This window comes from Aeromicrobium fastidiosum (genome assembly GCF_017876595.1).
Classification (GTDB): domain Bacteria; phylum Actinomycetota; class Actinomycetes; order Propionibacteriales; family Nocardioidaceae; genus Aeromicrobium; species Aeromicrobium fastidiosum.
Genome location: NZ_JAGIOG010000001.1, coordinates 363,918 through 389,800, shown reverse-complemented (window position 1 = coordinate 389,800; position 25,883 = coordinate 363,918). Strand labels below are relative to the sequence as shown.

General features: G+C 70.8%; 28 protein-coding genes and 1 riboswitch. Of the genes, 19 read left to right on the top strand and 9 right to left on the bottom strand.

What is annotated here, in order from left to right:
* Positions 1-5: 5 nt before the first annotated feature.
* Both JOF40_RS01930 and JOF40_RS01925 read right to left on the bottom strand, forming a co-directional pair.
* Positions 6-683 (bottom strand): uracil-DNA glycosylase, encoded by a 678-nt coding sequence (locus JOF40_RS01930; protein ID WP_129179601.1) that lies wholly within the window; start codon positions 681-683, stop codon positions 6-8.
* Positions 680-1,831 carry an MFS transporter gene (locus JOF40_RS01925; protein ID WP_246152683.1) on the bottom strand — a complete coding sequence of 384 codons (1,152 nt, stop codon included), beginning with the start codon at positions 1,829-1,831 and terminating at the stop codon, positions 680-682. Before JOF40_RS01925 ends, JOF40_RS01930 begins: the two co-directional genes overlap by 4 nt.
* Positions 1,832-1,889: 58 nt before the next feature.
* On the opposite strand from JOF40_RS01925, the gene JOF40_RS01920 reads away from it, so the two are divergent.
* Positions 1,890-3,110, top strand: a complete 1,221-nt coding sequence (locus JOF40_RS01920) for an MFS transporter (protein ID WP_129179597.1) — start codon at positions 1,890-1,892, stop codon at positions 3,108-3,110.
* A 72-nt stretch (positions 3,111-3,182) separates the two neighbouring features.
* On the opposite strand, the gene ald is transcribed toward JOF40_RS01920, so the two are convergent.
* Positions 3,183-4,292 carry an alanine dehydrogenase gene (gene ald / locus JOF40_RS01915; protein ID WP_129179595.1) on the bottom strand — a complete coding sequence of 370 codons (1,110 nt, stop codon included), beginning with the start codon at positions 4,290-4,292 and terminating at the stop codon, positions 3,183-3,185.
* A gap of 145 nt (positions 4,293-4,437) precedes the next feature.
* Between ald and JOF40_RS01910 the strand changes: the two genes are divergently transcribed.
* A complete protein-coding gene (locus JOF40_RS01910) occupies positions 4,438-4,902 on the top strand; it encodes an Lrp/AsnC family transcriptional regulator (RefSeq protein WP_209674324.1) in 465 nt (154 codons plus the stop codon).
* A 12-nt stretch (positions 4,903-4,914) separates the two neighbouring features.
* Here the strand turns inward: JOF40_RS01910 and JOF40_RS01905 are convergent, their stop codons facing one another.
* The 3 genes from JOF40_RS01905 to JOF40_RS01895 are packed head-to-tail and all read right to left on the bottom strand — an operon-like array spanning position 4,915 to position 7,062.
* Positions 4,915-5,946 carry a GNAT family N-acetyltransferase gene (locus tag JOF40_RS01905; protein WP_129179591.1) on the bottom strand — a complete coding sequence of 344 codons (1,032 nt, stop codon included), beginning with the start codon at positions 5,944-5,946 and terminating at the stop codon, positions 4,915-4,917.
* 10 nt (positions 5,947-5,956) lie between these two features.
* Positions 5,957-6,547, bottom strand: coding sequence for a GNAT family N-acetyltransferase (locus JOF40_RS01900; protein WP_129179589.1), 591 nt, complete (start codon positions 6,545-6,547; stop codon positions 5,957-5,959).
* A 23-nt stretch (positions 6,548-6,570) separates the two neighbouring features.
* The gene (locus tag JOF40_RS01895) at positions 6,571-7,062 is read right to left on the bottom strand and encodes an ASCH domain-containing protein (protein WP_129179587.1); all 492 of its coding nucleotides are present in this window, start codon (positions 7,060-7,062) and stop codon (positions 6,571-6,573) included.
* 32 nt (positions 7,063-7,094) lie between these two features.
* On the opposite strand from JOF40_RS01895, the gene JOF40_RS01890 reads away from it, so the two are divergent.
* The gene (locus JOF40_RS01890; protein ID WP_129179585.1) at positions 7,095-8,732 is read left to right on the top strand and encodes an ABC-F family ATP-binding cassette domain-containing protein; all 1,638 of its coding nucleotides are present in this window, start codon (positions 7,095-7,097) and stop codon (positions 8,730-8,732) included.
* Here the strand turns inward: JOF40_RS01890 and JOF40_RS01885 are convergent.
* Both JOF40_RS01885 and JOF40_RS01880 read right to left on the bottom strand, forming a co-directional pair.
* Complete coding sequence (locus JOF40_RS01885; RefSeq protein WP_129179583.1) at positions 8,729-10,159, bottom strand: alpha,alpha-trehalose-phosphate synthase (UDP-forming); 1,431 nt, start codon at positions 10,157-10,159, stop codon at positions 8,729-8,731. The genes JOF40_RS01890 and JOF40_RS01885 overlap by 4 nt on opposite strands.
* Before the next feature lie 29 nt (positions 10,160-10,188).
* Entirely contained in the window at positions 10,189-11,166 is a 978-nt protein-coding gene (locus JOF40_RS01880) for a Gfo/Idh/MocA family protein (protein ID WP_129179581.1), read from the bottom strand.
* A gap of 82 nt (positions 11,167-11,248) precedes the next feature.
* Here JOF40_RS01880 and JOF40_RS01875 point away from each other — a divergent pair, with 82 nt between their 5' ends.
* From JOF40_RS01875 to groL, 13 genes are all read left to right on the top strand, one after another.
* Positions 11,249-11,545 (top strand): DUF3263 domain-containing protein, encoded by a 297-nt coding sequence (locus JOF40_RS01875; RefSeq protein WP_129179579.1) that lies wholly within the window; start codon positions 11,249-11,251, stop codon positions 11,543-11,545.
* A 7-nt stretch (positions 11,546-11,552) separates the two neighbouring features.
* Positions 11,553-12,101 carry a LytR C-terminal domain-containing protein gene (locus JOF40_RS01870; RefSeq protein ID WP_129179577.1) on the top strand — a complete coding sequence of 183 codons (549 nt, stop codon included), beginning with the start codon at positions 11,553-11,555 and terminating at the stop codon, positions 12,099-12,101.
* Positions 12,102-12,108: 7 nt separating this feature from the next.
* Positions 12,109-12,924: a trehalose-phosphatase gene (gene otsB, locus JOF40_RS01865; protein ID WP_129179575.1), complete on the top strand. Its 816-nt coding sequence runs from the start codon at positions 12,109-12,111 to the stop codon at positions 12,922-12,924.
* A gap of 162 nt (positions 12,925-13,086) precedes the next feature.
* Complete coding sequence (locus tag JOF40_RS01860) at positions 13,087-14,034, top strand: putative endonuclease domain-containing protein (RefSeq protein WP_129179573.1); 948 nt, start codon at positions 13,087-13,089, stop codon at positions 14,032-14,034.
* 121 nt (positions 14,035-14,155) lie between these two features.
* Positions 14,156-14,270: riboswitch (SAM riboswitch) on the top strand.
* A 10-nt stretch (positions 14,271-14,280) separates the two neighbouring features.
* Positions 14,281-15,567 (top strand): threonine synthase, encoded by a 1,287-nt coding sequence (gene thrC, locus JOF40_RS01855; RefSeq protein WP_246152682.1) that lies wholly within the window; start codon positions 14,281-14,283, stop codon positions 15,565-15,567.
* A gap of 20 nt (positions 15,568-15,587) precedes the next feature.
* Positions 15,588-15,866: a ubiquitin-like small modifier protein 1 gene (locus tag JOF40_RS01850; RefSeq protein WP_129179571.1), complete on the top strand. Its 279-nt coding sequence runs from the start codon at positions 15,588-15,590 to the stop codon at positions 15,864-15,866.
* 120 nt (positions 15,867-15,986) lie between these two features.
* Complete coding sequence (locus tag JOF40_RS01845) at positions 15,987-16,187, top strand: cold-shock protein (protein ID WP_129179568.1); 201 nt, start codon at positions 15,987-15,989, stop codon at positions 16,185-16,187.
* 47 nt (positions 16,188-16,234) lie between these two features.
* Positions 16,235-18,076, top strand: a complete 1,842-nt coding sequence (locus tag JOF40_RS01840; RefSeq protein WP_188111626.1) for a hypothetical protein — start codon at positions 16,235-16,237, stop codon at positions 18,074-18,076.
* Complete coding sequence (locus JOF40_RS01835) at positions 18,073-18,264, top strand: hypothetical protein (RefSeq protein WP_129179566.1); 192 nt, start codon at positions 18,073-18,075, stop codon at positions 18,262-18,264. The genes JOF40_RS01840 and JOF40_RS01835 overlap by 4 nt, the downstream gene beginning before the upstream one ends.
* Entirely contained in the window at positions 18,261-18,722 is a 462-nt protein-coding gene (locus JOF40_RS01830) for a cupredoxin domain-containing protein (RefSeq protein ID WP_129179564.1), read from the top strand. Before JOF40_RS01835 ends, JOF40_RS01830 begins: the two co-directional genes overlap by 4 nt.
* Complete coding sequence (locus JOF40_RS01825) at positions 18,719-19,969, top strand: hypothetical protein (protein ID WP_129179562.1); 1,251 nt, start codon at positions 18,719-18,721, stop codon at positions 19,967-19,969. Before JOF40_RS01830 ends, JOF40_RS01825 begins: the two co-directional genes overlap by 4 nt.
* A 21-nt stretch (positions 19,970-19,990) precedes the next feature.
* The gene (locus tag JOF40_RS01820) at positions 19,991-20,554 is read left to right on the top strand and encodes a dihydrofolate reductase family protein (protein ID WP_129179560.1); all 564 of its coding nucleotides are present in this window, start codon (positions 19,991-19,993) and stop codon (positions 20,552-20,554) included.
* Between the two features lie 177 nt (positions 20,555-20,731).
* Positions 20,732-22,363, top strand: coding sequence for a chaperonin GroEL (gene groL / locus JOF40_RS01815; protein ID WP_129179558.1), 1,632 nt, complete (start codon positions 20,732-20,734; stop codon positions 22,361-22,363).
* A gap of 185 nt (positions 22,364-22,548) precedes the next feature.
* On the opposite strand, the gene kynA is transcribed toward groL, so the two are convergent.
* On the bottom strand, positions 22,549-23,388 hold the full coding sequence (gene kynA / locus JOF40_RS01810) for a tryptophan 2,3-dioxygenase (RefSeq protein WP_129179556.1): 840 nt from the start codon (positions 23,386-23,388) through the stop codon (positions 22,549-22,551).
* A 43-nt stretch (positions 23,389-23,431) separates the two neighbouring features.
* Here kynA and JOF40_RS01805 point away from each other — a divergent pair, with 43 nt between their 5' ends.
* Genes JOF40_RS01805 through JOF40_RS01795 form a run of 3 tightly spaced genes read left to right on the top strand, consistent with a single transcriptional unit; the run spans position 23,432 to position 25,880 of the window.
* Positions 23,432-24,361 (top strand): ATP-binding cassette domain-containing protein, encoded by a 930-nt coding sequence (locus tag JOF40_RS01805; protein ID WP_129179554.1) that lies wholly within the window; start codon positions 23,432-23,434, stop codon positions 24,359-24,361.
* The gene (locus JOF40_RS01800; protein WP_129179551.1) at positions 24,358-25,176 is read left to right on the top strand and encodes an ABC transporter permease; all 819 of its coding nucleotides are present in this window, start codon (positions 24,358-24,360) and stop codon (positions 25,174-25,176) included. The genes JOF40_RS01805 and JOF40_RS01800 overlap by 4 nt, the downstream gene beginning before the upstream one ends.
* Complete coding sequence (locus tag JOF40_RS01795) at positions 25,176-25,880, top strand: acyltransferase (protein ID WP_129179549.1); 705 nt, start codon at positions 25,176-25,178, stop codon at positions 25,878-25,880. The genes JOF40_RS01800 and JOF40_RS01795 overlap by 1 nt, the downstream gene beginning before the upstream one ends.
* Positions 25,881-25,883 lie beyond the last annotated feature (3 nt).

Here is a 25,883-nt window from a genome sequence, read left to right as displayed (position 1 = left end):
ACAGCCTAGTCAGTCAGCGCCCAGTCGATGGGCTCGGCGCCGTGTGCCACGAGCAGCTCGTTGGCGCGGCTGAAGGGGCGTGAGCCGAAGAAGCCGCGCGATGCCGACAGGGGGCTGGGGTGCGCCGACTCGATCGCGGGCACGTCGCCCAGCAGGGGGCGGAGGCTCTGCGCATCGCGTCCCCACAGGATCGCCACAAGCGGACGGTCGCGTGCGGCCAGCGCCCGGATCGCCTGCTCGGTGACGGCCTCCCACCCCTTGCGTCGGTGGCTGGCTGCCTCGCCGGGTGCCACGGTCAGCACGCGGTTGAGCAGCAGGACGCCCTGGCGGCTCCACGGCGTCAGGTCTCCCGAGGTGGCCGGTGCGATGCCGAGGTCGGACTGCAGCTCGGTGAAGATGTTGACCAGGCTGCGTGGCAGCGGACGCACGTCGGGCTCGACCGAGAACGACAGCCCGACCGCGTGGCCGGGCGTGGGGTAGGGGTCCTGGCCCGTGATGAGCACCTTGACATCGGCCATCGGCTCGGCGAAGGCCCGCAGCACCCGGTCGCCGGCGGGCAGGTAGGTGCGCCCGGCCGCGATCTCGGTTCGCAGGAACTCGCCCATCTCGGCGATGCGGTCGGCGACGGGCTCGAGCGCCTCGGCCCAGTCGGGGGCCACGAGCTCATGGAGCGGCCGGATCATGCGCGCTCCTTCGGGGCAGGGGCCAAGGCGCGCGGGGCGAGCAGGCCGGCCGCGAGACATCCGACGATCGGCAGCGCGAAGGCGGTCGTCAGCGGGATCCAGTGCGTCAGCAGGCCGATGACCGACGGCCCGGCGAGCAGCCCGACGTAGCCCATGCTGGTGACCCGGGCGAGGTACGTGCCGGACGCCGCGGGGTCGACGTTGCCCGCGGCCGAGAAGAACTGCGGCACGCAGCCGGCCAGCCCGACGCCGAAGACCGCCCACGCGACGATCGCGAGCCCCGCGTCGGGTGCCAGCGCGGCACCGAGCAGTCCGAGCGCCCCGACCAACGCGGCACGACTGACGTAGACGGCCGGTCCCCAGGCCGCGACGACCCGGTCGGCCAGCAGCCGCACGATCGTCATCGCGGCGGAGAACGCGCCGTAGGCGACGGCGGCGATCGTCTCGCTCGAGCCGAGCGAGTCGCGCAGGTGGATCGTGCTCCAGTCGTACGCGACGCCCTCGGCCAGGAGCAGAGAGAACGCCAGCAGCCCGAGCAGCAGGACCTTCGACGTCCAGGGTGCACGGCCCTTGGCCGGAGCGTCCTCGACGGGGGCGGGTGCCGGGATGAGGAACGGGCGGACCCCGGCGGCAGCCGCGACGCCGATGACGGCGGCGACCACGAGGGTCGTCCGCACGTCCACCCCGAGTGCGATCAGGCCGCCGCCCAGGATCGACGCGAGGAGCGCGCCCAACGAGTAGAAGGCGTGGAACGCCGACATGATGGGACGCCGGTACTCCCGCTCGACGACCACGGCCTGCGCGTTCTGGGCGACGTCGATGAACCCGTTGAAGAAGCCGACCACGGCGAGCGCCGCCACGAGCTGGCCGCCGCTCGTGGCGAAGCCCGGGCCGGGCAGCGTCGCCGCCAGGGCGATCGTCGCGAGGATCGCCACGGGGCGGCTGCCGAATCGGTCGACCGCCGGGCCCGAGAGCTGCATGCCGATCCACGCCATGCCGCCCAGCACCAGCAGCATGAGCCCCAGATCGGCCTGGTCGACGCCGGTGCGGTCCTTGATCGTCGGGATGTTGACGATCCACATGCCGAGCAGGAAGCCGTTGAGCGCGAACACGCCGGACGTCGCGATCCTGGCTCTGGTGGGTGGCACGTCACGAGCGTATCCGCGGTCGGGACGCCGAGCCGATCGACGGTAGGCTGGTCCGGCTGTGTCAGCCATCGCCGCGTACCGCGCGCTCCTGCGGATCGTCGGGCCCGCCTACATCCTCGTAGCCTTCCTCGGGCGGATCCCGCTTGCCATGAGCCAGCTCGGCGTCCTGGTGCTGGTCAGCGAGACGACCGGGCGTTACGGCGTCGGCGGTGCCGCGGCGGGCATCCTGGCGGTCTCGAACGCCGTCGGAGCGCCGCTGTTCGGCACGCTGACCGACCGCATCGGCCAGCGCCCCGTCGTGCTGGTGCAGTCGCTCGCGGGTGCCGCCGGGCTCGCGGGCGTCGTCGCCGTGACCGATCCGGGTGCCCCGCAGGGCCTCATCTTCCTGCTGGCCGGCCTGACCGGATTCGTGATGCCGCAGGTCGGTCCGCTGGCCCGCGTGCGGTGGCGGCCCATCACGCGTGAGAGCGGCGACCAGCGTCGCCTGGTCGACGCGGCGTTCTCGTACGAGGGTGCCGCCGACGAGGCCTCGTTCGTGCTGGGCCCGGCGATGATCGGCGTGCTCGCGATCGTGGCCGAGCCGGCCGGCGCCTTGCTCGCGGCCGCGGTGGTGCTGGCGGTGTTCGGGTCGTGGTTCGCGGTGCACCCGACCTCCGCCCTGGTCGCGCGCCGCACCGTGGCCGCCGGAGAGGGCAGCGAGCCGCTGTGGACGGGGGTCTTCACGGTGCTCGTGATGGCCCAGCTGTGCATCGGCATGATCTTCGGCAGCGTGCAGACCGGCACGACGGTGCTGGCCACCGCGGAGGGGCAGGCCGGGCTCGCGGGCCTGATCCACGCCGTCCTCGGCATCGGCAGCGTCATCGCAGGCCTCGCGATCACGGGATTGCCCGAGCGGGTGCTCTACGCGACCCGCATGGCCGTGGCCGCGTTGGCGCTGCTGGTGCTCGCCGCCCCGCTCCTGCTGGTCGACTCGCTTCCGTCGCTCGTGCTCGTCATCGCGCTGTTGGGCTTCGCGGTCGCGCCCTACATGATCAGCAACTTCGCCCTCGCGGGCATCCTCGTGCCGGTGCACCGGGTCAGCGCGGCGATGACGCTGCTGGCCGGCGCGACGGGCATCGGCTACGCGCTGGGGGCGGCGCTGGCCGGACGCCTCGCCGACGTGAACGGGCACACCGCGGCCTTCGCCGTCACGGTCGCGGCGGCCGGGCTGGCCGTCGTCATCGCCCTGGCGTCCAACCGGGCGCTACGCGAGGCCGTCCCCGTCGACCAGGGCTACTGACCAGCGGGGACGTCATCACGGATGCGCTGTCGCAGGTACTGATGTGATGACGTCCCCGGCGGGCGGTACCGGCTACAGCGCGGCGAGGGGGGTGACGTCGATGCCGAGCGCCTCGCCGACGGGGCCGTTGACGAGCTTGCCCTCGTGGGTGCTGAGGCCGCCGGCGAGCGCGGCGTCATCGGTGACGGCCTGCTTCCAGCCCTTGTTCGCGAGCGCCACGGCGTACGGCAGCGTGACGTTGGTCAGCGCGTACGTCGACGTGTGCGGCACGGCACCGGGCATGTTGGCGACGCAGTAGAAGATCGAGTCGGCCACCGCGAACGTCGGGTCGTCGTGGGTCGTGGCGCGCGAGCTCTCGAAGCAGCCGCCCTGGTCGATCGCGATGTCGACGAGCACCGAGCCGGGACGCATCTGGGCCACGAGCGCGTCGCTGACGAGCGTCGGGGCCTTGGCACCCGGCACCAGCACGGCACCGACGACGAGGTCGGCCTCCTTGACGGCCTTCTCGATCGCGTACGCGTTGGACGCGACGGTCGTGATGGCACCGCCGAACTGGGCGTCGACCTGACGCAGGCGCGGCACGTTGAGGTCGAGGATCTGCACCTTGGCACCCATGCCGTGCGCGACGCGGGCCGCGTGGACGCCCGAGACGCCGGCACCGATGACGACGACGTCGGCGGGGTGGACGCCGGGCACGCCGCCGGGCAGCACGCCGCGGCCACCGGCCGAGCGCATCAGGTGGTAGAAGCCGACCTGGGGGGCGAGCTTGCCGGCGACCTCCGACATGGGGGCCAGCAGCGGCAGGGAGCCGTCCGCGAGCTGCACCGTCTCGTAGGCGATCGACGTCGTCCCGGCGGCGAGCAGCGCCTCGGTGCACGGGCGCGACGCGGCCAGGTGCAGGTAGGTGAACAGCGTCTGGCCGGAGCGCATGCGGCCGTACTCCTCGGCGATCGGCTCCTTGACCTTGAGCACGAGCTCGGCGGTCGCCCAGACCTCGTCGGCGGTGCCGAGGATCTTGGCACCCGCGGCGACGTACTCGTCGTCGGTGATCGACGAGCCGAGACCGGCACCCTGCTCGATCACGACGTCGTGGCCGTGGCGCACGAGCTCGTGCACGCCGGCGGGCGTGATGGCGACGCGGTACTCGTGGTTCTTGATCTCGCGGGGGACACCGACCAGCATGGCTGCTCCTTCAGAAGACACTCTCCACGGTGGAGGCACCTCCATCGTGAAGGAACTGCGGAAGCGTGTGCAACTGCGCGAAGAAGATTCTGTAGAGTGGTGACAGGCGGTGTGATCCGCCGATCTGACCGGCCCGGGAGGCGCTGTGGCGAAGGATGTTCGCGAGCTCGACGACCTCGACGAACGGATCGTGTCGGCCCTGCGCCGTCAGGGCCGTCTGCCCAACAACGCGCTGGCCGCCGAGGTGGGCGTCGCGGCGTCGACGTGCCTGACGCGGGTGCGGTCGCTGGTCGACCGCGGCGTCATCTCCGGCTTCCACGCCGAGGTCGACCCCGCGTGGTTCGGCCGGCCCATCCAGGCCATGATCGCGGTGCGGCTGCGCGGCGACGCCCGTGGCGCGATCAGCGAGTTCTCCGACCGCCTGGCCGGGATGGCCGAGGTGCTCAACGTCTACTTCCTGGCCGGGGCGGACGACTTCCACGTCCACGTCGCGGCGAAGGACCCCGACGACCTACGGGCGTTCGTCGTCGACCACCTGAGCTCGGCGCCCGAGGTCGCGCTGACCGAGACCAACCTGATCTTCGAGCACAAGCGCGGCCGGCTGGCCTGAGGCCGGCGGCGATCAGGCGTCGAGCCGGATGTCCTTGAACCACGAGTCCGTGGCGTAGTCGGTGACCCAGCCCAGGCCGAGGTACAGCTGGTCTGCGCTCGTGGGCGAGTCGGCGTCGACCTCGAGGCCCACCCGGTCGCGTCCGCGCTCGGCGGCGTCGGCGATGACGGTCGCGAGCAGCGACTTGGCGACGCCGCGGCCGCGCGCGGCACGGTTGACGCCGATGTACTCGACGTAGGAGCCCTCGACGCCTCCCTCGGGGGCGGACAGCACCGAGCACACGACGGTGCCGGCGGCGACCGGTTCGCCCCCGTCCTCGGGCTCGACATAGGCCAGCCACCAGTGGTCCCAGCGGTGGCCGGGCTCCTCGCGCAGGCGCTGCACGAACTCCGAGAAGCTCTCGCGGTAGGAGTTGAAGTGGTCCTCGAACGACTCCTCGAGCATCTGGTGGACGGTCTGCAGGTCGGCGGCCACCGGGAAGCCGTTCTCGTGCTTCTCGACCGGACGCACCAGCACACCGGCGCGCGGCTCGAGCCCGGCGTCTTCGGCCGTCACGGTCCGGTTCATGTGCAGCCAGGTGCGGCGCTTGGTGTAGCCGGCGAGCGACAGCCAGCCGGCCTGGCGCGTGTCGGTCGCGAACGGGCTCTCGTCGAGGCGGGTCTCGGTGATGCCGCGCAGGCGTGCCATGCCGACCGCTGTCTCCTCGGCCCACGCGTAGAACACGCGGGCGATCGAGTCGATCTCGTGGACGTCGCGGTCGAAGTAGCCCCAGATCAGCGCGCGTCCCGCGGCGCGGTCGTGCACCGTGATCCACGCACGGGGGACGTCGTCGTCGCCGACGGCGACGATCTGCCGCCGTGTCCACGAGGCCTGGCCCGCGACCTCCGACTCGATGCCGGCCGGGTCGATGTGCGCCTCTCCGGTGCCCTGCAGCTCGTCGAGATGCCTCAGCGCCACGAGCGCGTCGATGTCGGCGTAGCCCGGGACGCGCGCACGCCAGGCTCCGGGAAGGGTCGGCAGGTCGTCGCTGGTGGCATCGGTCATCGCGACCACCCTAGCGGCCGAGCCGGGCCTCCAAGGCTGCGCGGGCGGCAGGCCACTCGTCATCGAGCATCGAGAACGTGACGGTGTCGCGCCACGAACCGTCCGGGCGCAGCTTGTGCTTGCGCATGACGCCCTCGCGCTGCGCACCGAGCCGGGCGATCGCGGCCTGCGACCGCTCGTTGCGGATGTCGGTGTGCCAGACGACCCGCACGCAGCCCAGGTCGTCGAAGGCGCGGCGCATGAGCAGCAGCTTGGCCTCGGTGTTGACCCCCGTGCGCCACGCGCGCCGCGCGAGCCAGGTCCACCCGATCGCGACGGTGCGCATCGCGGCGTCGACGTCGTAGAACGTCGTCATGCCGATGACGTCCCCGGCCGCGGCGTCGACCTGCACCCACGGCACGGTCGGTCCGTCGAGGTAGCGCGAGACGAGGGTCTCGGCCTCGGCCAGCGTGCGAGGCCGCACGAACGGCAACCACCGGAAGACCTCGTCGTCGTCGGCGGCGGCCAGCACGTCGGGAGCGTGCTCAGGTGTCAGCGGCTCCAGACGGACGAGTCGCCCCGCCAGGACGGGCGTGGCCGTGAAGTCGTGTCCTGCGTCCATGTCAGCAGCCTGACAGGTCGGCGTCAGCGCGGGTAGAGCACCCTGAACCGCTCGAGGACGACCGGCATGGTCGTCGAGAACCCGCGGTCGTGGGTCGCGTGATCGGTGAAGAAGCGTTCGTGCACGGTGCGCCAGTGCTCGAGCGATCGGTCGCCCTCGCCCTCGAGGTAGGCGTGCTCGGCGTCGACGTCCTCGAAGGGGACCTCGTCGACCTGCATGACCTCGACGAGGGCGCGCGGGTGCTCGGAGCCGTCGAGCAGGATCGCGAGATCGCCCACCCGTGGCAGCTGCTCGTCGCCCTGCTCGTAGTCCCACAGGGCACCCGCCGTCGCGGTCTTGGTGCCGTCCAGCACCAGCGCGATGAGCTCGTCGGCCTGCTGCTCGGTGGCCCCGAAGGCCCAGGCCGGGGGCGCGAGCGCCTCGCCCGCGTACGTGCCGAGGTAGCCGGGAACGGGATTGGCGCGGGTCTGGTGGCGGGCCACGCTCCAGAAGGCATCGATCTGCTCGGCGGTCATGGGCCCATCCTTGCCTGTGGGACGATCGAAGGGTGAGTGCCACCCTGGTCGCGAAGGCCCTGTCCGGGGGACATGCCCACCGCACCCTGTTCGAGGGCCTCGATCTGACGGTCGCTCCCGGCGACGTCGTCGGGGTCGTCGGGGCCAACGGGGCGGGCAAGTCGACGCTGCTGCAGATCCTCGCGGGGCACACCGCGCCGCTGGCCGGCACCGTCGCGGCGGCACCGTCGGACGCCTTCGTGGGCTGGTTGCCGCAGGAACACGAGCGCGTCACGGGCGAGACAGTCGCGGCCTACCTCGCCCGCCGCACGGGAGCCACGGCCGCAGCCGAGGCCATGGAGCGCACCGCCTCGGGGCTCGGCTCGGGCGAGCCCGGGGCCGACGACGCCTACGCCGCGGCCCTCGACCACTGGATGGCGTCGGGTGCGCCCGACCTCGACGACCGCATCCCGTCGGTGCTCGGCGACCTCCGGCTGGGCCTCGGTGGCGAGGCGCTCATGACGTCGCTGTCGGGAGGACAGGCGGCCCGCGTCGGGCTCGCCGCACTGCTGCTGAGCCGGTTCGACGTCGTCCTGCTCGACGAGCCGACCAACGACCTCGACCTCGACGGCCTCGACCGTCTCGAGCGCATGGTCGACGGCATGCGGGCCGGCATCGTGCTGGTGTCGCACGACCGCGAGTTCCTGTCGCGGTGCGTGACCCGCGTCGTCGAGCTCGACCTCGCGCAGCACCAGGTGCGGGTGCACGACGGCGGCTACGAGTCGTTCCTCGAGGAGCGCGACGTCGCCCGCCGGCACGCCCGCGAGGCCTACGAGCAGTTCGCCGGCACCAAGGCCGATCTCGTGGCGCGCGCACGCACGCAGCGCGAGTGGAGCTCGCAGGGCGTCCGCAACGCCATGAAGAAGAGTCCCGACAACGACAAGATCCGCCGCAAGGCGCAGACCGAGTCGTCCGAGAAGCAGGGGCAGAAGGTGCGCCAGATGGAGTCGCGCATCGCCCGGCTCGAGGAGGTCGAGGAGCCGCGCAAGGAGTGGGAGCTGCGCTTCGAGATCGCCGCTGCGGCCCGGTCGAGCTCGGTCGTGGCGACGCTCGACGGTGCGGTGGTGCGGCGCGGCGACTTCACGCTCGGACCCGTCACGGTGCAGGTCGACGCGGGCGACCGCATCGGCATCACGGGCCCCAACGGTGCCGGCAAGACGACGCTGCTGCGCCTGCTGCTCGGCGAGATCGAGCCCGACGAGGGTCGGGCGTCGCAGGGCGCGACCCTCGCGGTCGGCATGATCGACCAGGCGCGCGCCGTGCTGCCCGACGAGGTGACCCTCGGCGACGCGTTCGAGGCGGCGGTGCCCGACCTGTCACCCGCCGATGCGCGCACGCTGCTCGCCAAGTTCGGGCTCAAGGCCGATCAGGTCGGCAGCCTTGTGGGCCGGCTCTCGCCGGGGGAGCGGACGCGTGCGGCGATGGCGCTGCTGCAGGGCCGTTCGGTCAACGTCCTGGTGCTCGACGAGCCGACCAACCACCTCGACCTGCCGGCCATCGAGCAGCTCGAGCTGGCGCTGGCCGCCTACGAGGGCGCCCTCCTGCTGGTCTCGCACGACCGCCGACTGCTCGACAACGTCGACCTCGACGAGCGGTGGCACGTCGAGGCCGGGCAGGTCACGAAGACCTAGGCGACCGGGCGGGGGTTCTTCTCGTGCAGCTCGCGGTCGGACGTGAGCTCCTCGAGGAAGTTGCTGGCCCACAGCTCGATGTCGTTCTCCATGACCTGCTTGCGCATGGCCTTCATCCGTCGGCCGTTCTCGCGCGGGCCGGCGTTGATCGCGGCCAGCATCATGCTCTTCATGCCGTTGATGTCGTGCGGATTGACCTGGTAGGCCGACTTCAGCTCGGACGCCGCTCCCGCGAACTCGCTGAGCACCAGGGCACCTTGGTCGTCGTAGCGGCACGCCACGTACTCCTTGGCGACGAGGTTCATGCCGTCACGCAGAGGCGTCACGACCATGACGTCGGCGGCCCGGTAGAGCGCCGCCATCTCCTGGCGGGGGTAGGACGCGTGCAGATAGGTGACGGGCTGCTGCCCGATGCGTCCGACGTCGCCGTTGATGCGTCCGACGAGTCGGTTGATGTCGTCGCGCAGCAGCTTGTACTGCTGCACCCGCTCGCGGGACGGGGTCGCGACCTGCACGAACACCGCGTCGTCGACGTGCACCGAGCCGTCGGCGATGAGCTCGCCGAAGGCGCGCAGGCGCTGCCGGAGGCCCTTGGTGTAGTCGAGCCGGTCGATGCCGAGCAGGATCGTCTTGGGGTTGCCGAGGCTCTCGCGGATCTCCGCGGCCCGGGCGATGACCTCGGGGGTGCGGGCCAGCTCCTCGAAGCCTGCGGCGTCGATCGAGATGGGGTACGCCTTGGCGAGCACCGTGCGCCCGTCGGGCAGGTAGATCATGTCGCGGTGCGTCTTGTGGCCGACGCGCTGGCGCACGAGTCGCACGAAGTTCTGCGCCGCGCCGGGCATCTGGAAGCCGACGAGATCGGCACCCAGGAGCCCCTCGAGGATCTCGCGCCGCCACGGCAGCTGCTGGAAGAGCTCTGTGGGAGGGAACGGGATGTGCAGGAAGAAGCCGATCCGCAGATCGGGGCGCAGCTCGCGCAGCATCGTCGGCACGAGCTGCAGCTGGTAGTCCTGCACCCAGACGACGGCACCCTCGTTGGCGACCTCGGCGGCCTTCTCGGCGAACCGCCGGTTGACCCGCACGTACGCGTCCCACCACTCGCGGTGGAACTCCGGGGGCGCGACGACGTCGTGGTAGAGCGGCCAGAGCGTCGCGTTGGAGAAGCCCTCGTAGTACTCCTCGACCTCGCTCTCGGTCAGGGGCACCGGAACGAGGTGCATGCCGTTGTGGTCGAAGGGCTTGACCTTCTCGTCGGCCGCGCCATGCCAGCCGATCCACGCGCCGCCGTTGCTCTTCATGACGGGCTCGAGGGCCGTGACGAGGCCGCCGGGCGACGTGCGCCAGAGGGTCTCGCCGTTGGGGGCGGTGACGCGATCGACCGGGAGCCGGTTGGCGATCACCACGAAGTCTGCGGTGCCTGAGGCCATGGCGCCACCCTAGCGCCGAACGGGTCGCCCTACCGGGGAGCGACGCCGAGCTGCGACAGGATCTCGTCCATCTGTCGCTGGATCGACACCGTCTCGTCGAGCGGCAGCAGCGGCGACTCCGTGAGCCCCTGGCGCAGGCACGCCGCGACCTCCTCGATCTCGTGCGAGTAGCCGCGGCCCGTGACCGGCAGGCTCGTGGACGTCGACGAGTCAGGGGTGACCACCGAGAACCCCGACGGCTCGTGGAAGCGGCCCGGCACCTCGATGCGTCCGGCCGGCCCGGCGATGACGGCGCGGTTGTCGCCCTGGGCGAGCTGCGTCCAGGCGATGCTCGCCACGGCACCGGAGTCGTAGGTGAGCGTCGCGCCGCCGTTGACGTCGACCCCGCGGTCGGACAGCACGCCCGTCGCGGCGATGTCGACGGGCTCGCCGAGGATCAGGTGGGCGAACGTCAGCGGGTAGATGCCGACGTCGAGCAGTGCGCTGGCACCGAGCGACGGGTCCCACAGGCGTTCGCGCTCCTTCTTGCCGACCATGCCCAGCTCGGCGCGCAGCTGCACGACCTCGCCGAGGCCGCCACCGTGGGCGATGTCTCGCATGGCCCGGACGTTGGGCTGCGTGCGCATCCACATCGCCTCGGCGAAGAACAGCCCGCGGCGGCGGGCCTCCTCGACGAGGTGGACCGAGTCGGCCTCGTTCATCGTCAGCGCCTTCTCGCACAGGACGTGCTTGCCGGCCTCGAGGCACAGCAGGACGTCCTCGAGGTGGCGGCTGTGCGGCGTCGCGACGTAGACGACATCGACGTCGGGGTCGGCGACGAGCTCCTCGTACGAGCCGTGGGCGCGGGCGGCACCGAACTGGTCGGCGAAGGCCCGGGCGGCCTCGGGGCGGCGCGAGCCGACGGCGGCGATCTCGTTGTCGTCGACGAGGGACAGGTCGCGGCAGAAGTTGGCGGCGATGGATCCCGTGGCCAGGATGCCCCAGCGGACGGGCGTGGTGACGGTCATGCCCCTCACTGTGCCACTGCCCGCCGGAAGCGTTCTCGCCAAGGGAATGACACGGGTGTGATTCGTGCCGTACGATCGCAGCATGAGTGCTGTGGAGAGGACCGACGCGCACGGCTCGGCCGTCGCCGCGTCCCTGTCGGATCGTGACCGCGAGATCCTGGCCCTCGAGCGCCTCTGGTGGCAGTACGCCGGGGCCAAGGAGCAGGCGATCCGCGACAAGTTCGACATGTCCGCGACCCGCTACTACCAGGTGCTCAACGCGCTGATCGACCGCGAGGACGCCCTGGCGTTCGACCCGCTGCTGGTCAAGCGTCTCCGTCGCCTCCGTGCGCAGCGCCAGCGCAGCCGCTCGGCCAGGCGCCTCGGCATCGACCTCTGAGCGCGCCATGGTGGCGCATCGCAAGAACGTGCCTGCTCCCGAGGCCTACGTCCCGTCGAGCTGGTTCATCGTCCTGACGGTCCTGGTCGTCATCGGTGCCGGGGGATGGCTCGGCTGGCTGGTCGTCGACGACGACCCCGCCCCGGCCGACACCGTCAGCCAGGCCGCGACGGCTCCGGCGGCCTCGCCCTCGGCACCTGCCGGGTCCGTGTCGCCCGACGAGCCCGAGGCTTCCGACGCGACCCCGTCGCCCGAGGAGCCCGACCCCTCCGAGGCACCAGCCGCCCAGCGCACCGCACCGGTCTCGGTGCTCAACAACTCCGGCGTCGTGGGCGCCGCCCGCACGTTCTCCGCCAAGGTCACGGCCGCTGGCTGGCGGCTCGGCGGCATCGGCAACTGGACCGGGTCGATCCCGGCCAACACCGTCTACTACCCGCCCGCCCTGCAGGCGCAGGCCGAGCTGCTCGCCGCCGACGTCGGCATCGAGCGCGTCCGGCCGAGCGTCTCGCCCATGCGGACGGACCGGTTGACGATCATCTTGTCGGGAACGCAATGATCTAGGCATGTCGCCGTCCATCCACGAGCCCCTCGCACGCGCCTCCGTCGTCGCCGATCCCGGCGGGACCCTCCTGGCCCTCGACTTCGACGGCACGCTGTCCCACATCGTCGACGACCCGACGCGCGCCTTCGCCCATCCCGGATCGGTCGAGGCGCTGGGGCGGCTCGGCACGGTGCTGGGCCAGGTCGCGATCATCACGGGTCGTCCCGTGCGCCAGGCTCTCGAGCTCAGCGGCTTCGAGGGTCGCCCGGGCCTCGAGCGCCTGGTCATCTACGGGCAGTACGGGGCCGAGCGGTGGGACGCGGCCGACGGCGTCGTGTCGGAGCCGCCGCGTCCCGCAGCGATCGCCCGGCTGGCCGAGGTGCTGCCCGGCTGGCTCGACGAGCGGGGGGCGCACGGGGTGCGCATCGAGGACAAGGGCCTGGCGATCGCGCTGCACACCCGCGGCGTCGACCCCGGTCTGTTCGACTCGCTGCGGGCACCCGTGGCCGCCCTCGCCGCAGAACTGGGTCTCGTCGTCGAGCCCGGACGCCAGGTCGTCGAGCTGCGCGCGCCGGGGCACGACAAGGGCGCGGCGCTCCTCGCCCTGGCCGAGGCAGTGGGCGCGCGGCAGGTCGTCTTCGGCGGCGACGACCTGGGCGACCTCCCGGCCTTCGCCGCCGTCGAGCAGCTGAGGGCGCAGGGCGTCGGCGGGCTGCTGCTGTGCTCCGCGTCCGCCGAGCAGGACGCCCTGGTGGCGCGCGCCGACGTCGTGCTCGAGGGGCCCGACGCGGTGGCCGCATGGCTGACGGCGCTGGCCGACGAGATCGTCCCCGCCTGACCGCGGCCCGCGGCTGCCGGTTGCGTCATAGGAACTGAGGTCCCGGCACCTCGCTTCGTATGACGCAACCGGTGGGTCCACAGGCTCGGGCATGCTGTGCGGACGCCCACAGGTGCCGCAGACGTCCTGTTGTCGCGGCCGGTTGCCCGCGATCGTCGACGGATGTTCGCCCTCGACCACGTCCCGCCGGCCCTTCGCGCCTCGCTGTCCGATGTCGCGACCTCGCAGGAGGGCGTCGTCTCACGTCGTCAGCTCCACCGCCTCGGCATCACACGGTGGATGATCACCGCGAACCTCCGGGCCCGGCGCTGGCGGCTGCACGGCCGTCAGTCGATCTGCCTGCATACCGGCGCGCTGCCGGTCGCCGCCGCTCGGTGGTACGCCGTCATCGAGGCGGGACCCCGCTCGGCGCTCGACGGCGTCAGCGCGCTCGAGGCGGCCGGGTTGACGGGGTTCGAGCGCGACACCATCCGCGTGTCGGTGCCCCGAGGCGCACCCGCCGTCCGACGCCCGGGGCTCACGGTGCGGCAGACCCGCCGGCTCCGGCGATCAGACGTCGTCCCGGCCGGCGTGCCGCGCGTCCGTCCGTCGATCGCGGCGGTTCGGGCGGCGCTCTGGGCGGTCAGTGATCGTCAGGCCGCGACGATCCTGGCGATGGTCGTCCAGCAGCGACTGTGCCGGGCCGACGACATCGCCGAGGCGCTGCTCGACGTGAGACGGCATCGACGCAGGAGGTTCCTGGAGGCGGTCGTGCTCGACCTGCTCGACGGCGCGCAGGCGATGGGCGAGCTCGACGTCGCTCGGCTGTGCCGCAGGTATGGCCTACCGGCACCCGACCGTCAGGTCGTGCGCCGGGCCTCGAGCGGCACGGCGTACCTCGACACGTACTGGGCGGCGTTCCGGCTCGTCGTCGAGATCGACGGCATCCATCACCTCAAGGCACCGGCCGTGGTCTCGGACGCGCTGCGGCAGAACGACCTCTCGCTGGCGTCCGACACCGTGCTGCGCCTGCCGCTGCTGGGGCTGCGCATCGCGCCCGACGACTTCATGCGGCAGGTGCGCGAGGGGCTCGTCGCCGGCGGCTGGCGCACGGGTTCCGTTGCGTCATAGCAAGCGAGGTCTCCGACCCCCACTTCCCATGACGCAAGCGGGAGTGCCCACGCACCGGGACACGAGCGTCCACGATGTGGACCGAGTAGACACATCGTGAGACGCCGACCTACGCTGGGATCACTCATCCAGAGGGGTACAGGGACACGGCCCGACGACACCCCAGCAACCAGTCGCACGATGCGACCAGGTGCTCAATCCGTCCCGGACGACAGTCGATCCGGGAAAGATGACCAGGAGAATCGCGTGAGCATCACCGCCGACCACACCACTGCAGCACCCGCCACCAGCCCGAGCATCCGCGACGGTGCCTTCGGCCACGCGACGGGCCTCGTGTGCCGTGAGTGCGGCGCTACGCAGGAGATCGGACCGCACTACGTGTGCACCGACTGCTTCGGCCCGCTCGAGATCAAGTACGACTTCCCGGCCGTGACGCGCGAGCAGATCGAGGCCGGCCCGGCCAACATCTGGCGCTACAAGGCGCTGCTGCCCGTCCCGGACGACATCGAGGCCAGCCCCAACCTCGAGCCCGGATTCACCCGGCTGCTCGAGGCCAAGAACCTGGCCGCCGAGCTCGGACTGGCCAAGCTGTGGGTCAAGGACGACAGCACCAACCCGACCAACTCCTTCAAGGACCGCGTCGTCGCGTGCGCGCTGAGCGCCGCCCGCGAGTTCGGCAGCAAGGTCTTCGCCTGTCCGTCGACGGGCAACCTGGCCAACGCCGTCGCGGCCGCCGGGGCGCGCGCCGGCATCAAGACCGTCGTGTTCATCCCCAGCAACCTCGAGACCCCCAAGAAGGTCAACTCGGCGATCTACACCGAGAACCTCGTGGCGGTCGACGGCAACTACGACGACGTCAACAAGCTCGCCAGCGAGATCGCGGGCGAGGAGGACGGCTGGGCCTTCGTCAACGTCAACGTCCGGCCGTTCTACGCCGAGGGGTCCAAGACGCTCGGCTACGAGATCGCCGAGCAGCTCGGCTGGCGGCTGCCCGACCAGATCGTCATCCCCGTGGCGTCCGGCTCGCAGCTCACCAAGGTGCACAAGTCGTTCCGCGAGCTCGTGGCGCTGGGCCTCGTCGAGGACAAGCCGGTCAAGATCTTCGGTGCGCAGGCCACCGGCTGCTCGCCGGTCTCCGAGGCGTTCCGCGAGGGCTGGGACGTCGTCCGCCCGCAGCGTCCCGACACCATCGCGAAGTCGCTGGCGATCGGCAACCCCGCCGACGGCATCTACGTGCTCGACATCTGCCGCGAGACCGGCGGCGCCGTCGCCGACATCTCCGACGACGAGGTGCGCCAGGGCATCGTGCTGCTGGCCCGCACCGAGGGCATCTTCACCGAGACGGCCGGCGGCACCACGATCGGCGTGCTCAAGAAGCTCGTCGAGACCGGCCAGCTCGACCCCGAGCTCGAGACCGTCGTCATCAACACGGGCCACGGCCTCAAGACGCTCGACGCGGTCTCCGACCTCGTCGGACCCGTCGCCACCATCGCACCGACGTACGACGCCTTCGTGGCCGCCGGCATCGCCTGAGTCCCATCCCTAGGAGCACCGTGAGCATCAACGTCCGCATCCCCACGATCCTGCGCACCTACACGCAGGAGCAGTCGCAGGTCACCGCCGAGGGAGCCACCCTGACCGAGGTGCTCGACTCGCTCGAGGCGAGCTTCCCGGGCATCCGGGCGCGCGTCGTCGACGACGAGGGCAAGCTGCGCCGGTTCGTCAACATCTACGTCGCCGAGGAGGACGTCCGCTTCTCGCAGGGCCTCGAGACCCCCACGCCGGACGGCTCCCAGGTGTCGATTATCCCCGCCGTTGCCGGCGGCAGCTGAGCTCGAAGTGGCTCGCGGCGGGGCGAAGTCCCGCCGTAGCCCGTGGGCCTCGAGACGTATAGGCTCAGCGCATCGGCCCCTCGGCAGGTGGGTTCGTTCGTGACAGGTGGGAGTAGCGGCATGGTGCATGGCACCGTCAAGTGGTTCAACGCTGACAAGGGCTACGGGTTCATCGAGATCGAGGGTCAGGACGATGTCTTCGTCCACTGGTCGAAGATCGCGTCCGACGGCTACAAGACGCTCGAGGACGGCCAGAAGGTCGAGTTCGAGGTCGTCGACGGTCCCAAGGGCCGCGAGGCGCACGAGGTCATCGCTCACTGAGCTATCTGACACTTGTCATGGCACATCGTCACTGACATACTCCGGGAATGTTCGTCACAGCAACCGATCCCGCGACCGCTCCCGTCGGCGGTGCCGAGCTCCAGCAGGTCATCTGGCTCTCCGTCGCAGCGACCGTCGTCACGGTCGTCCTCCTCGTCATCGCGTGGGCGCACCGCACGCACCGCATCGAGTGGTTCGACCGTCTCGGCCGGCTCCTGGGCGCGAGGTACGGCGAGCCCGGCTGGTCGACGATCCCGACGATGTTCGTCGGCAGCTCGCTGATCGTCGCGCTGCTGGGGTTCATGTGGGACGTCAGCCTGCACGCCGGTCGCGGCCGTGATGCCGGGCCGTTGGCCAACCCCGCCCACTACCTGATCCTCTACGGGCTCTTCGCGCTGTTCGTGGCGGGCATGTCGGCGATCGTCTACCCGCGCGACGGCGAGCGTCCCGGCGTCGCCGCGGTGCGCATCACGCGCCACTGGTACGCCCCCGTCAGCGGCATCTTCATCGCGGCGTGCGGCCTCTACGCCCTCATCGGTTTCCCGCTCGACGACGTGTGGCACCGGCTGTTCGGCCAGGACGTCACGCTGTGGGGCCCGACGCACCTGATGCTCATCGGTGGAGCGGGTCTGTCGACGGCCGGCATCATCCTGCTCAACCGCGAGGCCGAGATCGCGATGCGCCAGCGGGGCAGGGCCATCCCGGTGTGGCTCAAGACGATCATGACCTCGACCGCGTTCGGCGGGCTGCTGATCGGGCTGTCGGTGTTCCAGGCCGAGTTCGACTTCGGCATCGCCCAGTTCCGGATGGTCTTCGCGCCGCTCATGATCGTCGCGGCGGCCGGCATCACACTGGTCGCGGCACGGCTCTACGTCGGACCGGGGGCTGCCCTGGGGGCCGCTGTGTTCTTCCTGCTCATGCGCGGCATCATCTCGTTCGTCGTCACCGACGTCATGGGCGAGGCGCACCACGTGTTCCCGCTCTACCTGGGCAGCGCCGTGATCGTCGAGCTGCTCGCGATCTCGCGGCTGCGCCGGTCGCCGCTGTGGTTCGGTGCCGTCGCGGGCCTGCTGATCGGCACGGTCGGACTGGTGATCGAGAAGCTCTGGAACGACCAGGTCTTCCAGTTCGCGTGGACCCGTGACATGTGGGCCGAGGGCCTCGTGATGGCCGTCCCGGTCGCGATCGCGTCGGGCCTGTGCGGCTCGCTGTTCGCCCTCGGGCTGATGGGTCGTCTGCCGGCCAAGAACGTCGGACGTGTCATCGTCGTCGCCTCGGTCGTCGTGCTGTCGGCGGCCGTCGCCAACGGCCTGCACGCCACGGTGCCCAAGGATGCGTCAGCGTCCTTCGCGCTGACGCAGGTCGGCACCGTCGACGAGCCTGCGGTCACGGCGAAGGTCACGATCGACGACGGCGTCATCGACCGTGACCCCACGTGGGTGCAGATCACGGCGTGGCAGGGCGGGGGAGAGGGTGTCGTGACCGACCGGCTGCGCCGCACCGGCGACAACTCGTATGAGTCGACCCGGCCCGTGCCGGTCGGCGGCAACTGGAAGACCCTGCTGCGGGTGCAGGACGGCCGCACGCTCGCCGCCGTCCCCATCTACCTGCCGGCCGACGGGCCGCTCGGTGCCGACGAGCTGCCTGCCGAGACGACGTTCACGCGCGACTTCGTGCCGGAGATCGACATCCTGCAGCGTGAGCGCACCGACGACCACCCCGCCTGGATCTGGGCCGCCGCCAACATGGTCGTGCTGCTGTGCAGCCTCGCGATCATCCTCGGCATCTGCGTCTCGGTGTCGCGGGTGGCGCGCAGGATCGAGGAGTCCGAGGCGGCCGAGGTGGGGGATGCCGCAACGGCTGACCGAGCCCCTACGCTGTCGCCATGACACCTGCCGGCGGCGTGCCGTTCGACGACGTGCTGCTGGCCCACCACGTCGCGCTGCTCGCGATCCCGGCCATCGTGCCGGCCGTGATCGTCGTCGGCGTCGTGCTCTACATCGCCCGCAAGGACCGCAGAGAAGAACGTGAGGAGCGCGAGCTCATCGAGCGCGCGTTCGACCAGGAGGACGAATGAAGATCGTGACCATGCTGCTGGCGGCCCTGCTGCTGCTCGCGGGCTGCTCCGGCTCGTCCGATGACGAGGTGAAGCCTGCGCCGAGCGCTTCGCCGTCCTCGACCTCGACCTCTGACCTGGCCGACGCGACGCAGAAGGCCCAGGACGAGCTCGCGAAGAAGGTCGACGAGAAGGCCGACGAGGTCAAGGCGGAGGGCACCGACGTCGAGATCACGATCAAGGACGGCAAGGTCACGCCGCAGGGTGCCCGTGTCGAGGTCGCTGCCGGCAAGCCTGTGACGCTGCTGGTCACGTCGGACGTCGACGAGGAGATCCACGTCCACTCCGATCCCGAGCACACCTACCAGGTCACGGCGGGTGGATCGATCGAGAAGACCTTCACGATCGACAGGCCGGGCCAGGTTGCGGTCGAGGCACACGGGCTCGGCGTCACGATCGTCCAGCTCGTCGTGCGGTGACCCCCGCCGGGTTCGCGGCGCACGGCGTCGGCGGGGCGACCGATCTGCCGATCCCGTTCATCTACGCGATGGTCGGTGCCTCGTGGGCGCTCACGATCTCGTTCGCGGTGCTCGCGCTGGCCTGGAAGGAGCCGCGGTTCACGTCCGCGGACGACCTCGAGACCGCGACCCCACCGCCACCCGCGCGACGTCCCTTCGTGGCCCTGATCGGCCTCCTGCTGACGGGATGGGTGCTGCTCGCCCTGTACGGCGGCCCCGACGACGCGTCGAACGGGGGAGTGCAGGCGTTCTACATCCTGGTGTGGGTCGGCCTCGTGCCTTTGGCGCTGCTGGCCGGCCACGTGTGGCGCGACCTCTCGCCGTGGCGCACGGTCGCGGGCGACGGCATCTGGGCCTATCCGGAGCGCCTCGGCTACTGGCCGGCGGCCGCAGGCCTGTTCGGCTTCGTCTGGCTCGAGCTCGCGTCGTCCGACCCCGGCTCGGTCGAGGCGGTGCGGCGGTGGGTCGCGATCTACGCCATCGCGATGCTGCTCGGCGGTCTCGCCTTCGGGCAGAGGTGGTTCGACCGGGCCGATCCCTTCGACGTCTACAGCGGCCTCGTCGCGCACCTGTCGCCCTTCGTCAGGAACGGCCGGTGGGGCCTGTACAACCCGCTGCGCACCCTGCCGACCGTGCCGGTCGCCCCGGGACTCGTCGCGGTGCTCGCGGTGCTGCTGGGCTCGACGGCCTACGACAGCTTCTCTGCCTCGCCGTTCTGGCAGAGCCGCACGCTGACGTCCGCCCAGCACAGCGCCGTCCTGCTCGTCTTCTGCATGGTCGTCGGCATCCTGTTCATCCTCGCGGCCACGGCCACCGGCGGCGTCGACCGGTCTGAGCGGCGACGCCTGCCCGGGCTGCTGGCCCACTCGCTGGTGCCGATCGTGGTCGGCTACGTGTTCGCCCACTACCTCACCTACCTGCTCGAGAAGGGGCAGGCGGCGTTCTTCGCACTGCTCGACCCGCTCGACCGCGGATGGGCACCGCTGGGCGACCCGTCGGTCACGTACGTCCTCAGCGAGCACACCTCGACGCTCGCCGCGATCAAGGTGAGCTGCGTCGTGATCGGCCACGTCCTCGCGGTGGTCGCCGCGCACGACCGCGCGCTCGCCGTCCTGCCCGCGGCCCACCGCCTGAGCGGCCAGCTCGCGATGCTGGTGCTGATGGTCGCGTACACCTTCACGGGCCTGTACCTCCTGTTCTCCGTCTGACCCCGGCGGTACGGTCGCCCCATGGCGACGATCTACAACACCGCGACGAGCCTCGACGGCTTCCTGGCGACGACCGACCACTCGCTGCAGTGGCTCTTCGACGTGCCGGGTGCCGACGACGAGGAGCCGGGCATCGCCGACTTCCTCGCCGGAGTCGGGGCGCTCGCGATGGGACGGTCGACGTACGAGTGGGTCGTCGAGCACGAGTCGCTGCTCGAGCGCCCCGACACGTGGACGGCCTGGTACGGCGACCGTCCCACCTGGGTCTTCACGACCCGTGACCTGCCGGTCGTCGAGGGCGCAGACATCCGGTTCACCCGGGCGCCCGTCGTCGACGTGCACGCCGAGATGGTCGCTGCGGCCGGTGACCGGGACGTGTGGCTGATGGGTGGGGGCGACCTGGTCGGGCAGTTCGCCGACGCGGGCCTGCTCGACCGGGTCACGGTCACGATCGCGCCCGTCACGCTGGGGGCCGGGGCACCGCTGCTGCCGCGCGACATCCGGTCCGACCGACTGGCCCTGCGATCGGTCGAGCGGCGCGGACCGTTCGCCGAGCTGACGTACGACGTCGGTCCAGCCACCTGATTGCGCTCCGTTGATTAGCACTCGTATAGTGAGAGTGCCAGATACCAATCTGGAAGCACCGGTCAGAACGATGAGGGTGTGGGCCGCGGCGAGAAGGGTTCGCCGCACGCCGCAGCCGTCCGTCGCGGGCATCGCCTGACCACCCCACGTCGACAACCAAGTCGGAGAAACGTACACATGGCAAAAACCATTGCTTTCAACGAGGAAGCCCGTCGCGGCCTCGAGCGCGGTATGAACCAGCTCGCTGACGCCGTGAAGGTGACGCTCGGCCCCAAGGGTCGCAACGTCGTCCTGGAGAAGAAGTGGGGAGCTCCCACGATCACCAACGACGGCGTCAGCATCGCCCGTGAGATCGAGCTCGAGGATCCCTACGAGAAGATCGGTGCCGAGCTCGTCAAGGAGGTCGCCAAGAAGACCGACGACGTCGCTGGCGACGGCACGACGACCGCCACGGTCCTGGCCCAGGCACTCGTCCGCGAGGGCCTGCGCAACGTCGCGGCCGGCGCCAACCCGATGGGCCTGAAGAAGGGCATCGAGACCGCCGTCGAGGCCATCAGCGCCCAGCTGCTCGGCATGGCCAAGGACATCGAGACCAAGGAGCAGATCGCTGCCACCGCCTCGATCTCCGCCGCTGACACCACGGTCGGCGAGATCATCGCCGAGGCGATGGACAAGGTCGGCAAGGAAGGCGTCATCACGGTCGAGGAGTCGAACACGTTCGGCGTCGACCTCGAGCTGACCGAGGGCATGCGCTTCGACAAGGGTCACCTGTCGGGCTACTTCGTCACCGACCCGGAGCGTCAGGAGACCGTCCTCGACGATCCGTACATCCTGATCGTCAACAGCAAGATCACGTCGGTCAAGGACATGGTCCCCGTCCTCGAGAAGGTCATGGCGTCGGGCAAGCCGCTCGTCATCATCGCCGAGGACATCGAGGGCGAGGCCCTCGCGACGCTGATCGTCAACAAGATGCGCGGCACGTTCAAGTCCGTCGCCGTCAAGGCCCCGGGCTTCGGCGACCGTCGCAAGGCCATGCTGGCCGACATCGCCATCCTGACCGGTGGTGAGGTCATCAGCGAGGAGGTCGGTCTCAAGCTCGAGAACGCCGACCTGACGCTGCTCGGCACGGCTCGCAAGGTCGTCACGACCAAGGACGAGACCACGATCGTCGAGGGCGGTGGCTCCGACGACCAGATCGCCGGCCGCGTCAACCAGATCAAGGCCGAGATCGAGAACAGCGACTCCGACTACGACCGCGAGAAGCTCCAGGAGCGTCTGGCCAAGCTCGCCGGCGGCGTCGCCGTCATCAAGGTCGGCGCTGCCACCGAGGTCGAGCTCAAGGAGCGCAAGCACCGCATCGAAGACGCGGTCCGCAACGCCAAGGCCGCTGTCGAGGAGGGCATCGTCGCCGGTGGTGGCGTCGCTCTCGTCCAGGCTGCCGCTGCGGTCTTCGAGAAGCTCGAGCTCACGGGCGACGAGGCCACGGGTGCCAACATCGTGCGCGTCGCCGCCTCGGCCCCGCTCAAGCAGATCGCGATCAACGCCGGTCTCGAGGGCGGAGTCGTCGCCGAGAAGGTCACCAACCTGCCCGACGGACACGGCCTCAACGCCGCGACCGGCGAGTACGTCGACCTGATCGCCGCGGGCATCATCGACCCGGCCAAGGTCACGCGCTCGGCGCTGCAGAACGCAGCCTCGATCGCAGCCCTGTTCCTCACCACCGAGGCTGTCGTCGCCGACAAGCCCGAGCCGGCTGCTGCCGGTGGCGGTGCGCCTGACATGGGTGACATGGGCGGCATGGGCTTCTGAGCCCACGTCACTGACCCGCACCACCTCGAGGGCCCCGGCTCCACGCACCGCGTGGGGTCGGGGCCCTCGTCCGTCCGCGCTCCCCTGGCGCGCGAGTGGCGCAATCCTGCGGTTCTGGGACGGCGTGTCCCACGAGACTGCGCCACTCGGGGACGGGTTTGCGCCACTCGCGGCTTGGGGCCGGGTCAGAGGTGGGTGCGGACGTCGCGCAGCTCGGGGAAGAACGTCAGCTCGAGCGCCTTCTGCAGGAAGTGGACGCCCGACGAGCCACCCGTGCCGCGCTTGAAGCCGATGATGCGCTCGACGGTCTTCATGTGCCGGAAGCGCCACAGCTGGAAGCTCTCCTCGACGTCGACGAGCTCCTCGCACATCTCGTAGGCGTCCCAGTGGGTGTCGGGGTCGGCGTAGACGCGGCGCAGCACCTCCGTCACGCCCGGATCGGCGACGTACGGCTGCGACAGGTCGCGGTCGAGCACAGATGCCGGGACGTCGTGGCCGCGACGTGCCAGGAACCGCAGGAAGGCGTCGTAGATGCTGGGAGCCGCGAGGTCGGCCAGGAGGGCGTCGCGCAGCACCGGGTCGTGCTCGAAGACCGCGATCATCGCCGGGTTCTTGTTGCCGAGCAGGAACTCGACGGTGCGGTACTGCGGCGACTGGAAGCCCGACGCCTTGCCGAGATCGTCCCTGAACTGGACGTACTCGACCGGCGTCAGCGTCGCGAGTACCGACCACTGCTCGAACATCTGCCGCTGGATCGCCTTGACCCGCGCCAACCGCTTCAGCGCGGGCGACAGGTCGTCGGCCTCGACGAGGGCGATGGCCGAGCGCAGCTCGTGGATGAGCTGCTTGAGCCACAGCTCGGTGACCTGGTGCTGGACGATGAACAGCATCTCGTCGTGGTGGTCAGAGACCGGCTGCTGCGCCGACAGCAGCGTCGGCAGCTGCAGGTAGCCCGCGTAGGTCAGCTCGCCACGCAGGTCGGTCGCGACCCCGTCCTCGATCGGTCGCACCGCTCTGTCGTCCATGCCCCCACGGTAGGTGGTGCCGGGCCGTGGCAGGCTGGTGGCCATGGCGCTCATCGAGGCTCAGTCGCTCGGCAAGACCTTCGGCAACCACCGAGCGGTTGACGACCTGTCGTTCACGGTGCGTCCCGGCAGCGTCACGGGGTTCCTCGGGCCCAACGGCTCGGGCAAGTCGACCACGATGCGGCTCATGCTGGGCCTCGACCGGGGCGACGGGGCGACGACGTTCGACGGCGTCCGGTTCGGCGATCTCGACCAGCCGATGCGCCACGTCGGCGCGCTGCTGGAGGCCAAGCCGTTTCACCCCACCCGGCGAGCCCGCAACCACCTGCGCATGCTCGCGGCACCCAACGGCATCCCCGACCGGCGAGTCGACGAGGTCGTCGAGATGGTGGGCCTGACGGACGTGGCGCGAGGACGTCCGGGCAAGTTCAGCCTCGGCATGGGGCAGCGGCTCGGCATCGCCGCGGCGCTGCTCGGCGATCCGCACACCCTGATCCTCGACGAGCCGAGCAACGGCCTCGACCCGCAGGGCATCACGTGGCTGCGCAACCTGCTCAAGCACCTCGCCGGGCAGGGACGGGCCGTCTTCGTGTCGAGCCACCTGCTGCAGGAGATGGCGCTGCTGGCCGACGAGCTCGTGGTCATCGGTCGTGGCCGCATGTTGGCCAACGGCCCCGTGCACGACTTCATCGCGCACAGCGGGCTGGGCGACGTCGTCGTGCGCACGCCCGACCTCTCCGCCCTCGCTCCGCGGCTCGAGTCGCTCGGCGCGACGCTCACGGCCTCCGGCGACTCGCTCGTCGTCCGCGGGGCCACCGCCGAGCAGATCGGCGACGCGGCCCAGGCCGCCGGCGCCCGGCTGCACCAGCTGACGACCCGTGAGGCGACGCTCGAGGAGGCGTTCCTCGAGGCGACGGGCCTGTCCGAGGAGTTCCGCGGATCCCACACGACGAACGACGGGGGACAGCGATGATCGGGGCACTGCGCTATGAGTGGTTCAGGCTGCGCTCGATCGGGTCGACGTACTGGCTGGTCGGCACGGCGCTGGTGTTCCAGCTCGTGTTCGCCGTGCTGATCGCCCTGTCGCTCGCGACCTCCTCGACGTTCGGGGGCGGCGACGAGGGCTTCGAGATCCTGTCGACGATCGGCGGCTCCACGGGTGCCCCGCTGCTGATGGCGTACATCGTGGGGCTGGTGGGTGTCTTCTCGATGGGGCACGAGTACCGCCACGGCATGATCCGCGCGACGCTGACGGCGATCCCGAACCGCACGCACGTGTTCGTCGCGAAGGTCGTCTCGACGGCGCTCGTGGCGGCGCTGACCGCCGTGACCTGCGTCGTGATCGCGCTCGGCTGCCTCGCGCTGTTCGGGCTCGACATGCCCAGTGCGTCGGCCCTCGTCGAGGGGTCGGTCGGGCTCGTGCTGTTCACGGTGCTCTTCGCCCTGTCGGGCCTGGCCTTCGCGGCGCTGCTGCGCAACCAGACCGCTGGCGTGGCGATGCTCATGCTGGTGCCGAGCCTGTTCGAGTTCATCATCCAGAGCATCGTGGTCATCATCAAGACCAACTCCGACGATCCGCAGTCGGCGGGGGGCGTCACCGTGGTGCTCAAGTATTTGCCCTACGACGCCGGCAGCCAGATGTTCGTGCAGTCGTCGGTCGACGGCTTCGTGCAGCGTGCCCTCGGTGCGGAGCCGTTCGGGCCCGTCGGCGGCGGCATCGTCATGGCGGTGTTCGTCGGTGCGCTGCTGGCCGGTTCCTACGCGCTGTTCATGCGGCGGGACGCCTGATGCTGAGCTCGCAGCACCGCGACCGGCTGAGGACGGCCGGGGTCGAGGCCGCCACGATCGACGGGACGACGTGGTCGCTGGTCGAGGACGCGCTCCCCGCCTGGTGGCACGACTGCGGCAACGCGCTCTACGTCTCGCCGCACGCATGGCTGCCCGAGAAGGTCGTCGCGTCGCTCGGCATGTTCCCGGTGCGCGACGTGCTGATCGTCGTGGGCTCGCCGATGGAATGGCTCTCGTCGCTGCTGGTTGGCGGTGACGAGGCGACGGTGTTCCTCGGCCGCGACTGCGTGCTGACCGCGGGAGAGATCTACTGCGGTGCCCGGTCGAGCATCGTCCTGCACGGCCCGTTGGTCGGCACCCGCGGTGCGATCGTCGACGCCCGCAACGGCGGCACCATCGTCGCCGCGGCCGACCAGCTGTGGGCCGCCGACGTCTACGTGGCCACCGACGACATGCACCGGCTCGAGGACGTCGGCACGGGGGAACGGATCAATCCCTTCGGTGCCCACATCCGTCTCGGCCAGCACGTGTGGCTCGGTCGCGATGCCGTCGTGACGGGCCACGCCGAGATCGGCGAGGGCTCGGTGATCGGCATGCGCAGCATGGTGCGTGGCCAGAAGGTGCCGCCGTTCACCGTCGCGGCAGGCACGCCCGCGCGCGTCGTGCGCGAGGGCGTGACCTGGAGCCACGACGACGTGCCGTGAGGC